The organism is Lysinibacillus sp. GbtcB16 (assembly GCF_019091145.1).
Classification (GTDB): Bacteria; Bacillota; Bacilli; order Bacillales_A; family Planococcaceae; genus Lysinibacillus; species Lysinibacillus fusiformis.
This window is the reverse complement of the sequence record NZ_JAGXJV010000002.1, coordinates 144,017-157,867: the sequence shown is the minus strand read 5'-3', so window position 1 is coordinate 157,867 and position 13,851 is coordinate 144,017. Positions and strand designations below refer to the sequence as shown.

Below are 13,851 nucleotides of genomic sequence, written 5' to 3'. Positions count from 1 at the left end.
TTCTTGATGGAGATATAAAAAGTAGCTTTCCATATAGCACGAAATATAGTTAATTTGTACAACCCTTATTAAAAAAGCTCTAGTACAACAAATCGCACTAGAGCTTTTTGTTTATAATTAAAGAACGCTCGCATGTCCTTTATAGATAACGCCTGTTTCAGCGTCCATCGTAATTTCTTGACCGTGGCGTAATAATGTTGTTGCTTCTTTTACGCCTACAATTACTGGAATACCAAGACTTAGTCCAACTACTGCAGCATGACTAGTTAGTCCACCTTCTTCAGTAATTAGCCCAATGCAATTTTCTATTGCTGGCATCATTTCACGGTCTGAACCAACTGTTACAAGGATACTTCCTTCCGTATCATAAGCAAGTGCCTCAGCCGCATTTTTAGCAATAACCGTTTTACCTACAACCGATGCCTTGCCAATCCCTTGCCCACGAGCAAGTAAATCGCCAATAATGTGTACTTTCATTAGGTTTGTAGTACCCGCTTCACCAACTGGCACACCTGCTGTAATTACAACAGCATCACCATGTGTGACAAAACCGTGTTTCAAGCTTTCATCTACAGCTAATTCTAAAATCTCATCTGTTGTTGTAACACGTTGGCAAACAATTGGATGTACACCCCACACTAATGTTAATGTTTGAGCCGTATTTGTTGAGCCTGTTACTGCAACAATTGGTACACCAGGTCGATATTTGGCAATCATTCTAGCTGTATTTCCACTTTCTGTTGGGGCTAATACGGCTTTAACACCTAAATTAATGGATGTATAAGCGACTGCTTGTGAAATAGCTTCCGTCATATTAGCTTCTTTTTCACGACTACGTGTAGAAACAATCGATTTATAATCTAATGAATTTTCAGTACGTTGAGCAATTTTATTCATTGTTTGTACTGACTCCACTGGATATAGACCCGCAGCAGTTTCTCCTGATAACATGATCGCATCTGTACCATCGATGATGGCGTTCGCTACATCACTTGCTTCTGCACGTGTTGGACGTGGGTTACGTTGCATAGAATCCAACATTTGAGTAGCCGTAATAACCGGTTTCCCTACTTGATTACATTTTAGAATTAATTTCTTTTGTACAAGAGGTACTTCTTCTGCTGGAATTTCAACACCGAGATCTCCACGTGCTACCATCAATCCATCGGACACAAGGATAATCTCATCGATATTATCGACACCCTCTTGGTTTTCAATTTTCGGGATGATTTGGATATGCCCACCACCATTTTGCTCAAGCAACTCACGAATTTCAAGCACATCTTTTGCTCGACGAACGAATGAGGCAGCAATGAAATCAACACCTTGTTCAATACCAAATAAAATATCCTGTGCATCCTTTTCAGTAATACCTGGAAGTTGTACAGAAACACCTGGTACGTTGACACCTTTTTTATTTTTCAATACGCCAGCATTTTCTACAATCGTATGAATTAAACCTTTTTCAACATCTGTAGCTAATACACGTAATTGGATTAAACCATCATCAAGTAAAATAATTGAGTTTTGTTCAACATCTTCTACTAGCTGCTCATAAGTGACAGAAAAGCTTGTCTCCGTACCTTCCACTTCCGTCATTGAAATATCAATCACTTGGCCAGCCGATAAATGAAGCTCACCATTTTTCATGTTATGCGTACGAATTTCAGGACCTTTCGTGTCTAATAAAATTCCTACTGGTTTATTTAACTTTTGTGCCACTTCACGAATTAAATGAATTCGTCCCGCATGCTCTTCATGAGAGCCATGTGAAAAATTCAAGCGGGCTACATTCATACCTGCTTCAATTAATTTTTCTAATGTTTCTGGTGACTCACTTGCAGGTCCAATTGTACATACGATTTTTGTTTTTCTCATTTTTGCCCACTCCGTTTATAACAAATTATATTGATAGTTCTTTCATAAGTGTGTATAGACTTACATCTGCCTCATGATTTTTTTCAAAAGCCTCCGGCATATCATAATCGATAACCTGATGATTGCGAATACCTACCGCTCGACCATACTTGCCTTCCATTAGTAACTCCACTGCATATGCGCCAAACTGACTTGCCAATACGCGATCACGTGCAGTTGGGGAACCACCACGCTGAATATGACCTAATACAGAAACGCGTGTTTCTTTACCAGTCTTTTCTTTTATCAACTTAGCCAGTTCATTTCCAGACATAACGCCTTCTGCCACAATAATGATACTATGCTTCTTTCCACGTGCTGCACCACGATCTAAGCGTGCCACAATGTCATCTAAATCATAATCCTCTTCTGGAATTAAGACTGTTTCCGCTCCGGCAGCAAGTCCTGCCCATAAAGCAATATCTCCTGCATCACGACCCATAACCTCAACTATGAAAGAATTTTCATGAGAAGTAGCTGTGTCACGAATTTTATCGATGGATTCTACTACTGTATTGAGTGCCGTATCAAAGCCTATCGTATATTCTGTTCCTGGAACATCATTATCGATAGTGCCTGGTACACCTACAGCAGGGAAGCCTTTTTTCACTAAATCCATAGCCCCTCTATAAGAACCATCACCACCAATGACAACAAGTCCTTCAATTCCGGCAGCTCGTAAATTTTCAATGCCTTGTAGTTGCACGGCATCTTCCTTAAATTCTGGACATCTCGCAGAATTTAAATGGGTACCACCACGCTGAATAATACCACCAACCGAACCTAGATCAAGTTCTTCTAAATAACCTTTTACTAAGCCCTCATAACCATGTTTAATTCCGACAACATCAATTCCATGGAATGCTGCCTTACGAACAACCGCTCGAATAGCCGCGTTCATCCCAGGCGCATCTCCACCACTAGTTAATACAGCAATTTTTTTCATTGTCGAACCTCCTGCAGTTACTATTATTATTCACATTAACATGAAAAAACAAACTATGTAAGGGTTCTGAGGATACAAAAACATAACTTTTACATAAAAAATGAAAAGAATGCGCTTTCACACACTCTTTCCATCCAAAAACATCCTAAATCTAACAAATTTTCAAGAAGTCTGACGTTCAGATTGCGTAACTAGCTTCTTTAATTTTAATAGCTTTTTAATATGTTAAGAAACAAATTTTGTCTCTTAACGAGCAAATTCATATCTCCATATTTTTGATGCTATCAGAAGATAGCCTTCCAAAAATGTGTTTTATACTTCTGTATATTGTCCAATTTTTTTGAACTTCTCATAACGATCGTCAATTAATTGTTCTCCATTTAGAGAATTTAATGCATGAAGTGTAGTGCTGATGCATTCTTTAATATAAAGTGCCTGTTTTGCTACATTGCGATGGGCACCACCAATAATCTCAGGGACGATACCATCTATAACACCAAGCTCTTTTAAATCTGGTGCTGTTATACGCATTGCTTCAGCTGCTTGCTTAGCAAGGCTACCATCACGCCATAAAATCGACGCCGCTCCTTCTGGAGAAATAACCGAATAGGTTGAGTTTTCTAGCATAAAGACACGATTTGCAACACCTAATGCTAGTGCACCACCACTTCCTCCTTCTCCAATCACAATACTGATGACTGGTACTGTTAAGCCTGCCATTTCAACAAGGTTTCTAGCGATTGCTTCACTTTGCCCACGTTCTTCAGCAGCTTTACCAGGATAAGCACCTTTTGTATCAATAAAACAAATTATTGGTCGATTAAATTTTTCTGCTTGCTTCATCAAACGTAGGGCTTTACGATAACCTTCTGGGTGAGGCATACCAAAATTACGTCGTATGTTTTCTTTTGTTGATTTACCACGTTGGTGTCCGATTATTGTTACAGGTTGCCCTTCAAAAATACCAATTCCACCAAGGATTGCAGCATCATCACCAAAAGTACGATCTCCATGCAATTCAATGAAATTCTCACATATCGCTTCAATATATTGTAAAGTGGTAGGTCTTTCTGGATGTCTTGCTACCTGCACACGATCCCACGGCTTCATATTCGCATAAATAGATTGCTCTAATTGTGATAACCGTGTCTCTAGTTTCTCGATTTCACCCGTCATATCGACATCAGCTTCAGTAGCTATTGTTTTTAATTCATCAATTTTTTCTCGTAATTGGATAACTGGTTCTTCAAACGCTAAATTTTTAGACATGTTGCACGCCGCCTTTCGTATGCATTTTTACAAGTAAAGAAACTTGTTTACGTAAATCTTTGCGAGGGAAAATGGCATCAAGTTGGCCATGCTCTAATAAAAATTCTGCTGTTTGGAAATCATTTGGTAGTTTTTCTCTTACAGTTTCTTCAATAACGCGTCGGCCTGCAAAGCCAATTAATGCTTGTGGTTCTGCAATATTTATATCACCTACAGAGGCAAAGCTTGCTGAAACCCCACCAGTTGTAGGATGCGTTAAAATGGAAATAAACAACAAACCTTGATCGCTATGACGCTTTAAGGCAACACTTGTTTTTGCCATTTGCATTAAAGATAGTACACCTTCTTGCATACGCGCACCGCCACTAGCCGTAAAGATAATAAATGGCACACCTAATTCAGTTGCTTTCTCTACTGCGCGAGTAATTTTTTCGCCCACAACTGAACCCATGGACCCCATACGGAAGTGAGAATCCATAATGGCAACAACAATTTCTTCTCCATCTAATGTACCAACGCCTGTTAGTACAGCTTCATTCAAGCCTGTTTTTTCTTGGTCAGCTGAAATTTTCTCTACATATGCTGGGAAATTCAATGGATTGCTTGTTTGTAAATGATCGTCCATCGAAACGAATGAACCTTCATCCAAGAAATAGTCCACACGTTCTTGTGCAGTCATTTTGAAATGATGACTACATTTTGAACACACTTTATCATTCTTTTCTAGTTCTTTCGTTAATTGAATATGGCGGCATTCAGGACATTTTGTCATTAATCCTTCTGGAAATGCCTTTTCCTGTCCATCCTCTTTCTTTTTTCGATTACCACTAAATAAGCTACGTATTGCCATGTTTGACTCCCCCTTTGTTGTTGTCTAAGTGCTTTGTACAGTACTCATCCACTGCTCATAAGCTTTTAGTGCTTCTTTTTCGTACCCTAGCTGCATCGATTTCAACATAGTTTGAATGATTATTTTTTCATCTTCTGTTGAGTTTCGATTTAAACGGTCGCCATCATAAGCTGCCAATTGAAACCAGATTTTTAATGATAAACGATTACCTGTTGTGATTAAAAGTTCTCGCAATATATCACGACAATTAACCATACCTTCTAATTCTAGTTTCACAAAAAAACTATCCCACACAGGTAGTGTGCGAAGAATCTCTGTACAACTTATTACGCGAATAGCTTCCTTTTCATGAATTTGTCGCGTAAATTCGACATCTTTTTTTGATTTTTCATCTTCTAATATAAACATCGACAGGATTTCTACAAGCTGATGCTTATGTGTGGAAGCAAGAAAAGTACCACCACCATGTCTCGTTTCTATAAGACCTAGCAATTCTAGACTTCGCAATGCCTCTCTGACAGAGGATCGCCCGACACCTAGACGCTCAGATAAGACTCGTTCGGAGGGAAGCTTTTCACCTGCTTGAATTTTTTCCAATTTAATGAGTTGACGTAGTTGTTGGACGATTTCTAAAAACACTTTTTTTTGTTCGGTTTTTTTATCCATACGACTAACTCCCCTTATCAAAAAAAGTGGTCAGACCACTTTTTAACGTTGACTCTAGCTTACAAAATAACTGCACAAAAGTAAAGAAAAAACTGCATAAAATTTAATGCAGTTTCTAAATTTCCGTTTCATTTTATATCTTTTTCGTCGCTTGCGCATGTTTTACTTTAATTTGTGGTTTTCCAAAACGTCTTTCTATAGTTCCTTCTATAAACAGAATTTCATCTTCTATTAACAAGTCTTGAATGAATTGGAAAACTTGTGGGAATAACGTGGCGGAAACAGCTCCATGCTCATCCTGTAACTGGACAAAGGCCATCTGCTCTCCTTTTTTAGTACGAATTTTTTTCACTTCTTCAACGACACCAATCATTTTCACATACGTACCATCTCGCATCTGCTTTAACTCACGACAAGTACTATTCACATCAGCCCAATGTAGTCTTTCTTGCGTAACGGGATGGGCAGAAATGTAAAAACCTAAACTTTCCTTCTCATGCATCAATTTTTCCTTTTGTGGCATATCATCCACCTGCATATATTTTGGCTTCCCAAAGCTAAATTCTGTAGCAGTTGATATATCGATATCCTCAGTTGGTCGTAGGAGTTCAGCGTGTTTTAAAGCAGCGTCTATTGTCATGATCAGTACTGCACGGTCTTTCTCTAAATAATCTAGGGCTCCAGCATAAATTAATGCTTCTATTACTTTTGGTTTAAAATGCTGTGCACTTAATGCCACAGCTAAATCAAAAAGATTATGCAATGCCAGAGGGTTTGTTTGGCGCAATGTATGGATATTCTCTATAAAAGTATGAGGGACACCTTTAATTCCTGATAAGCTATAACGTATTCCCTCTTGCTCGACAGTAAAATACTTTGTACTGTCCTTTAATGAAGGTGGATAAAACGGGATACCTTTGTCCTTGGCCTCTTGCACTAGCTGTTGAATTTTATCTATATTTCCCGTCGCATTAGATAATAATGCCGCGTAAAAGCTTTGAGGGAAATGAGCCTTTAAATAAGCCATATGATAGGAAATAACACTATAGGCTACAGCATGACTTTTAGGGAATCCGTAATCGGCAAAGCGGACAATTAATTCGTACACCTCTGTCGCCACCTGTTGATCATAGCCTTGTTTTAATGCCCCTTGCACAAAGGAAACCTGTTGCTCCTCTAGCACTTGGCGATTTTTCTTACTAACTGCACGGCGAAGTAAATCTGCTTGTCCCATTGAGAATCCTGCAAGCACAGAGGCAATCTTGATAATCTGCTCTTGATAGACAATAACACCAAAAGTCTCTTGTAAAATGGGCTCTAGCACAGGGTGAGGCATAATAACCATTTCTTTGCCGGCTTTTCGTCTAGCATAGACAGGTATAAATTCCATTGGACCTGGACGATAAAGTGCGTTTACGGCAGCAATATCTAAAAAGTGTGTAGGATGAATGTCTCGTAATGCTTGTTTCATACCTTCTGATTCTAATTGGAAAATACCTGACGTATCACCTTTTTGCAATAATTGAAAAGTCTTTTCATCATGCATAGGAATTCGTTCAAAATCAATCCACGGTCCACCGGCTTTATAAATGGACCAACGCATTTGCTCTAAAATAGTAAGATTACGTAAACCTAAAAAATCCATTTTGACGAGACCACGTGCCTCGATATCCCCCATCGGCCATTGTGTGCAATAGATGCCTTCATGTCCATCCTCTATAGGGACTGTATTTACTAATGGGGATGGTGTAATAACAACGCCTGCCGCATGGGTAGAGGAATTTCTCGGTAGCCCCTCTAGTTTTAGCGCTACTTCAAACCATCGCTGATGTCGTTCATTCTCAGAGAGCCAGCCCTGTAAATCATAGGATTCTTCTAAAGCCTTTTGTAATGTAATACCTGGTTTATTCGGTATCATTTTCGAAATTTTTTCCAATGTCTCTGCGTCGAAACTAAATACTCTCGCGACATCTCGAGCAACTGCTTTGGCAGACAATGTACCGAATGTAATGATTTGCGCCACATTGGCTTTACCATACTTTTGTGCAACGTATTGGATTACTTGATGTCGTTTACTATCGACAAAATCAATATCTATATCAGGTAAAGATATCCGTTCAGGATTTAAAAATCGTTCAAATAATAAACCATAGGCAAGGGGGTCTACTTGCGTAATAGCTAAACTATAGGCAACTAGTGACCCAGCGGAAGAACCACGACCAGGTCCAGTCAAAATGCGATTGTCTTTCGCAAAGCGCATAAAATCAGCTACTACTAAAAAATAATCAGCGAAGCCCATTGAACATATTATTTCAAGCTCATATTGTAATCGTTCTCGGTAACCATTCGGAATATCCATCTGGTTGAACCGCCCCTCTAATCCGGCAAATGCTTCTTTAACAAGTAAGCTCTCAGCTGTATCGCCAATTGGCACAGGAAATTTAGGCATTTGTACAGACATTTCTGGGATAATAGCGTGACAGTTAGCAAGCATTTGTCCACAAGACTCAAGCCACTCTGGTCGATCAGCAAACCAACTTTGCCACTCCTCTGCTGTAGGTGCAAAATAACCTTGTAAATTAGCTGTTAGCATCGTATCGCCAAGCTTGTCTCCTGTATCGATAGCTCTTGCTACTTCATATGCAAAATGATCATCAGGACGTAAAAAATAACAGCTTTGAACGGCTACAAGTGGAATCGTCTGCCCTTCACACCACCCTACAAGGTCTTTCTCATTAGCTTGCGCTACCCCTCCAGGTCTGGTAATTCCCATATAAAAATGATGCTGAAAGAGTTGGGCTAAGGCAGTAACTAATGCTTGCCAATCTTCTACCTCACCTATATCATCTGAAGAAAGTAATGCCAAGCAGCCTGCTGCATAGCCCTCTAGCCATTTCCAAGGCAGCACTTCATCTTCCCTAATTGAAACTGCACTACTTATTTTCAATAAATGCTGATAGCCATCCTGAGACTGTGCATACAGCACAAGAGGAAACGTTTTGTCATGCCATTGCACATTTATAGAAAGACCAATGACAGCATGTATATTTGCTTGCTGCATGGCTTTACAAAAAGGCAAAAGCCCGTACAATTTCGTATTTACGATTGCACAGGCTTGTGTCTTTTGTTCTTGTAAAAAAGGAATCAATTGCTCAAGCCGAATTGTGCTTTTCAATAAATCCGCGCTCGTATGCATCTTTGTGTATACGTGTGTCAAATGAATCCCTTCCTTTTCTTTTTAATGATACGCTTTACAAATCTCTTGTAATCTTTCGATGACGCCTTCTGCCTCTTTCCATGAATAAGCAGTAGCTCCAGAAGCGAGCGGATGTCCACCACCATTAAACTCTTTTGCTAATGTATTAATAATAGGACCCTTCGAACGTAAACGCACACGAATTTGATCCTCTTCTTCAATAAATACAACCCACGAACAGATCCCTTTAACACTTCCTAGGCATCCTACCAGCAACGACGCCTCTGATGGTACAATATCATGTTCTGCTAATAATTCTTTTGTTAGTTTTACATGGGCTGCTCCATACTCATCCATTGTAAAGTTCTGATAAATATAGCCCTGTAAATTGAGCAGTTTTTGCTCCATTTCATACATACCATCAAAAATTTGATTTCGATCAAAATCATATGTAATCAGGTCTGCGGCTACTTTAAATGTCTTAGCAGTAGTACTTGGGAATTGGAATCTACCTGTATCCCCTACAATCCCTGCAAATAATAATCGTGCAGCAGTATCTGACAGTTGCCAGTTCGCTACTTCCTTACCTTCCTCATACAGCTCGTAAATCATTTCACTGCAAGAACTTGCTGTCGTATCCACCCATAAAAGATCACCATAGGCATCATCATTTGGATGATGATCAATTTTAATCATCTTTTTTCCCTTTGTATAGCGTTGATCGTCAACACGTTCTGTATTAGCTGTGTCAGTCACAATGACTAAAGCATGTTCATAAACGTCATCCGCTACTTGATCAGGCTGTGCCATAAATGTTAAAGAAGCATCATGGTCACCTACAGCAAAAACCTTTTTCTCCGGATAATTTGCTAAAATCAATTCTTTTAACCCAAGTTGTGAGCCATATGCATCTGGATCTGGTCGTACATGACGATGAATAATGATTGTTTCATAGGCAGCAATTGTGTCGATGATTTGTCTTTTCACAATAAATTCCTCCAAAATGATAGTAAGAACCGTTAGCATTTTTTCAAAATTATCGTTACAATAATGTCTAGTTATGCTAGGAGGTTTACTATGCTCAATTTAATATTTGTGTTTGCGATAATTATATCTTTTGTCTTTTATTTTTATTTTAAAACAAAACAATTCCGTTCTTCATTACCAATCGCTAAAAATTGGTATAAAAGTAAGGCGAATATCGGCTTCGGTTCCTTCCTACTGTTTTTCGGATTCAATCAAGCCTACTTATTCCCTAGCTTATATACATTTATAATTGTAGCAATTCTTGTCGTGCTAGGCATCTTTGTCGTTGTAGAAAATACGAAAAAAGCGCGTCATTATGGTCAGTTTGTTGAGGAGGAATTCCGCATTAATCGATAATATGTAACAAAGGGATGACCAAGCAATTGCGCTAGGCCATCCCTTTCAATCCTTAACGTTCTAAAAGCTGGAACATCATCATTGCCTTACCAACAAGTATTTGTTGATTATACACTTCAAAATCCATTTTCACAAACTTACGACTCATGTCTAATATTCGTGGCTTGACTGTAAGTGTACTTTCCATTTGTACTGGTTTAATAAAGTAAATGGTCATATTCTCGGCCACTGCATCTCCACGTTTTCGACGCTTTAATGCAAATGAACCCACTTCAGCTAATAGAGTCGTGAAAGCACCGTAAGAAATCGCCCCGTATTGATTCGTCATTTGCGGTGTAACCTTAAACTCCACAACGAGCTCTTCATCACCAAGTACCTTCATCTCATTTTTCACTAAATCATCAATAGTTTCACCATGCTGTGGCTGTCTTTGAGCTAGCTGTAATGCTTTAAGTACGTCCTGACGACTAATGACTCCTTGTAAAATGTTATCATCATTTACGATTGGTAACAGATCAATACCTTCCCAAATCATACGATGCCCGGCTGAAGCAACACTCATCTTCATGGAGCCAGCAATTGGATTCTTCGTCATAACCTTTTCAATTAGCTCATTTTCTTCTCGACCAATAACGTCTTTTACAGTAATCATTCCGACAAGTTTATTTTGATGAGTGACGACTGGAAATGCCCCATGTGTTGTGCGTTCATTCATCTTTTGGAAATGACGGATGGTCTCATCATTTCTCAACGCTGCTGTGTCAGTCATTGGAACATAAATATCTTCAATAAATAAAATATCCTTTTTGATGAGCTGATCATAGATCGCTCGGTTAATCATCGTTGCTACAGTAAACGTATCATAGCTTGTTGAAATTATTGGTAAATCCAATGAATCAGCAAGCTGTTTATTGGCATCCGTTGTATCAAAACCACCTGTAATTAAAACAGCAGCACCTGCTCGAAGGGCATTTTCATGGGCTTTAATACGATTTCCTACAATCAATAAGCTACCTGCATCTGTATAGCGCATCATGTCTTCTAATTGCATGGCCCCTATGACAAATTTCGTTAACGTTTTATGTAGACCAGATTTTCCACCTAAAACTTGACCATCTACGATATTGACAATTTCTGCAAAAGTTAAGCGTTCAATATTTTCTTTCTTTTTCTTTTCAATACGAATTGTTCCAACACGTTCAATTGAACTTACTAAGCGACGGTTTTCTGCTTCTTTTATAGCACGATATGCAGTCCCTTCACTCACTTGCATTTCCTTCGCAATTTGACGTACCGAAATTTTATCGCCCACTGGTAGTGACTCGATGTATTGTAAAATTTTCTCATGTTTTGTAGACAAAATATCACCTATTTCCTAAGCTTCAATTCTGCTCTTAGTGTACCATATTTTTTATAAAAATATTTAATATAAAGTGATCAAATTGTTTAAAAACCCCCACCATTTCAACTACCAGCGTGGTGTCAATTCATATAGTACAGCATTATCAACGATTAGAAACAGTTTACTTTCTCACCAGCTTTTAAAATTTGAACCTCTGAATTTTGTACTAAATCAGCAAAAACCTGTGGATCTTGCTCAATAGGTGGGAATGTATTGTAATGAATAGGTACGACAATCTTAGGCTTTAAGAATGAAACTGCACATGCAGCGTCTTCTGGACCCATTGTAAAATTATCACCGATTGGTAGGAATGCTATATCAATTGGATGTCGCTCACCAATTAATTTCATATCACCAAATAGAGCTGTATCGCCTGCATGATAAATCGTTAACCCTTCAACAAATAGTAATATCCCGGCTGGCATACCCATATAAATAATTTCATTTGTATCAGTTACATAAGAAGAGCCATGGAAAGCTTGCGTAAACTTCACCTTCCCAAAATCGAATTCCTTAGCCCCTCCAATATGCATTGGATGTGTTTTTACTCCCTGCCAGGAAATCCAATTGGCTAATTCATTTGGAGCAATTACTAGCGCATCTTTTTTCTTTGCTAGTTCTACGGTGTCTCCAACATGATCATTATGACCATGTGTTAATAAAATAATATCTGGCGCTTCCTCAGCAACCTTTAAATCTGTTTGTCCATTACCGTTAATAAAAGGATCAATTAAAATTGTTTTCCCATTTGTTTGTATTTTGACAATAGAATGTCCATGATAGCTTATTTCCATCTTAATGTCCTCCTTGATTTATAAATGAAAACCCCACCATTTTAATTCGCTACCCATGCGCTTTTTCCCTTTTTTTGATATGCTTGTACAGAGAATAATCGTATCACTCTCTAACAATTTTATACGTTGTTAGATCACAATTATTCAGTGATAAAAAGGAACAGCCATTTTCTTTAGAAAATCGAAGGTTCCTCATTAAAATTTCCCATGTACTAAAAAGGAGGACATATTTATGTCAAAGGTTGAAGAAATCCAAAGTTATTTGCAGCAAAATCACATTGATGCGGCATTTATCACTACACCTGACAATGTTTTTTACGTTTCAGGCTTTAAAAGTAATCCACATGAGAGATTACTAGGTGTCATGATTTTTAAAGATGCTGAACCTTTTCTAATTTGTCCGCAAATGGAAATTCCAGATGCAAAAGCGGCTGGTTGGTCTTATGAGGTTATTGGCCATCAAGACACTGACAATTCGATGGAGGTCCTTGCACAAGCCATTACATCACGTAACATTCAACCAACTACGTTTGCCATTGAAAAGGCACAGCTCATTGTGGAACGCTTAGAGGCCCTACAGCAGTCCTTCCCACAAGCAAATTTTGTACGTCTAGACGAAAAAATTAATGCAATGCGCGTAATTAAGGATGAAAGTGAATTAGACAAATTACGCAAGGCTGCGGAGTTAGCTGATTATGCTATTGAAATCGGTTGCAAGGAAATTGCTGAAGGTAAAACAGAAATGGAAATTTTAACAGCCATTGAAAATGCTATTCAAGATAAAGGTTGTAAAATGTCCTTTGAAACGATGGTACTGAGTGGCCCAAAAACAGCCTCTCCTCATGGTCATCCAGGTGCACGAAAAATAGAAAAAGGGGATATGGTACTATTTGACCTTGGTGTCATTTACGATGGCTATTGCTCTGATATTACGCGTACAGTTGCCTTTGGAGAGCCAAGTGAAGCACAAAAAGAAATTTATCATGCTGTGTTAGCAGCTAACCAAAATGCAGTTTCAGCTGTGAAACCTGGTGTACGTGCTATGGACTTAGATAAAATTGCACGTGATACGATTACCGAAGCAGGATTTGGAGAATATTTCACACATCGTCTTGGACATGGTCTTGGCATTTCTGTACATGAATTCCCATCTGTTACAGGAACAAATGACATGACAATGGAAGAGGGCATGGTCTTCACGATTGAGCCTGGAATTTATAAATCAGATGTAACAGGTGTACGTATCGAGGATGATGTTGTTGTAACAAAAGATGGTGTGGAAGTATTAACAAAGTTCCCGAAAGAGTTAATCATTCTATAATATAAAAAGGAAGCATCCAAATGCCTTCCTGTCTTTTTATTCCATTGAACTAGGATCTTTACTAGATAAATGTTTAGAAGAAAAATAACAAAATCCTTCGAGAGTGA

At 38.5% G+C, this 13,851-nt stretch carries 11 protein-coding genes; 2 read left to right on the top strand and 9 right to left on the bottom strand.

Features of this window, described 5'->3' with window-relative positions; all coding sequences use genetic code 11:
• Positions 1-117: 117 nt before the first annotated feature.
• The 7 genes from pyk to KVT27_RS12615 all read right to left on the bottom strand — a co-directional run bounded on the left by pyk (position 118) and on the right by KVT27_RS12615 (position 9,831).
• The gene (pyk, locus tag KVT27_RS12645) at positions 118-1,878 is read right to left on the bottom strand and encodes a pyruvate kinase (RefSeq protein ID WP_008176842.1); all 1,761 of its coding nucleotides are present in this window, start codon (positions 1,876-1,878) and stop codon (positions 118-120) included.
• 25 nt (positions 1,879-1,903) lie between these two features.
• Positions 1,904-2,863 (bottom strand): 6-phosphofructokinase, encoded by a 960-nt coding sequence (gene pfkA / locus KVT27_RS12640; RefSeq protein ID WP_217581426.1) that lies wholly within the window; start codon positions 2,861-2,863, stop codon positions 1,904-1,906.
• A 312-nt stretch (positions 2,864-3,175) separates the two neighbouring features.
• Positions 3,176-4,132, bottom strand: coding sequence for an acetyl-CoA carboxylase carboxyltransferase subunit alpha (locus tag KVT27_RS12635; protein ID WP_036119550.1), 957 nt, complete (start codon positions 4,130-4,132; stop codon positions 3,176-3,178).
• Positions 4,125-4,982 (bottom strand): acetyl-CoA carboxylase, carboxyltransferase subunit beta, encoded by an 858-nt coding sequence (gene accD, locus KVT27_RS12630; RefSeq protein ID WP_008176835.1) that lies wholly within the window; start codon positions 4,980-4,982, stop codon positions 4,125-4,127. Before accD ends, KVT27_RS12635 begins: the two co-directional genes overlap by 8 nt.
• A 24-nt stretch (positions 4,983-5,006) precedes the next feature.
• Positions 5,007-5,648, bottom strand: coding sequence for a FadR/GntR family transcriptional regulator (locus KVT27_RS12625; protein ID WP_036119555.1), 642 nt, complete (start codon positions 5,646-5,648; stop codon positions 5,007-5,009).
• Positions 5,649-5,781: 133 nt separating this feature from the next.
• Positions 5,782-8,865, bottom strand: a complete 3,084-nt coding sequence (gene dnaE / locus KVT27_RS12620) for a DNA polymerase III subunit alpha (protein WP_217581425.1) — start codon at positions 8,863-8,865, stop codon at positions 5,782-5,784.
• A 21-nt stretch (positions 8,866-8,886) separates the two neighbouring features.
• The gene (locus tag KVT27_RS12615; protein WP_036149418.1) at positions 8,887-9,831 is read right to left on the bottom strand and encodes a DHH family phosphoesterase; all 945 of its coding nucleotides are present in this window, start codon (positions 9,829-9,831) and stop codon (positions 8,887-8,889) included.
• A 90-nt stretch (positions 9,832-9,921) separates the two neighbouring features.
• On the opposite strand from KVT27_RS12615, the gene KVT27_RS12610 reads away from it, so the two are divergent.
• Positions 9,922-10,227, top strand: a complete 306-nt coding sequence (locus KVT27_RS12610; RefSeq protein ID WP_008176828.1) for a YtpI family protein — start codon at positions 9,922-9,924, stop codon at positions 10,225-10,227.
• A 52-nt stretch (positions 10,228-10,279) separates the two neighbouring features.
• Here KVT27_RS12610 and KVT27_RS12605 read toward each other — a convergent pair whose 3' ends face one another.
• The gene (locus KVT27_RS12605) at positions 10,280-11,587 is read right to left on the bottom strand and encodes a DRTGG domain-containing protein (RefSeq protein WP_036119560.1); all 1,308 of its coding nucleotides are present in this window, start codon (positions 11,585-11,587) and stop codon (positions 10,280-10,282) included.
• A gap of 152 nt (positions 11,588-11,739) precedes the next feature.
• Positions 11,740-12,423, bottom strand: coding sequence for a metal-dependent hydrolase (locus tag KVT27_RS12600; RefSeq protein WP_036119561.1), 684 nt, complete (start codon positions 12,421-12,423; stop codon positions 11,740-11,742).
• A 232-nt stretch (positions 12,424-12,655) separates the two neighbouring features.
• On the opposite strand from KVT27_RS12600, the gene KVT27_RS12595 reads away from it, so the two are divergent.
• Entirely contained in the window at positions 12,656-13,744 is a 1,089-nt protein-coding gene (locus tag KVT27_RS12595) for a M24 family metallopeptidase (protein WP_036119562.1), read from the top strand.
• The last annotated feature ends 107 nt before the right edge of the window (positions 13,745-13,851 follow it).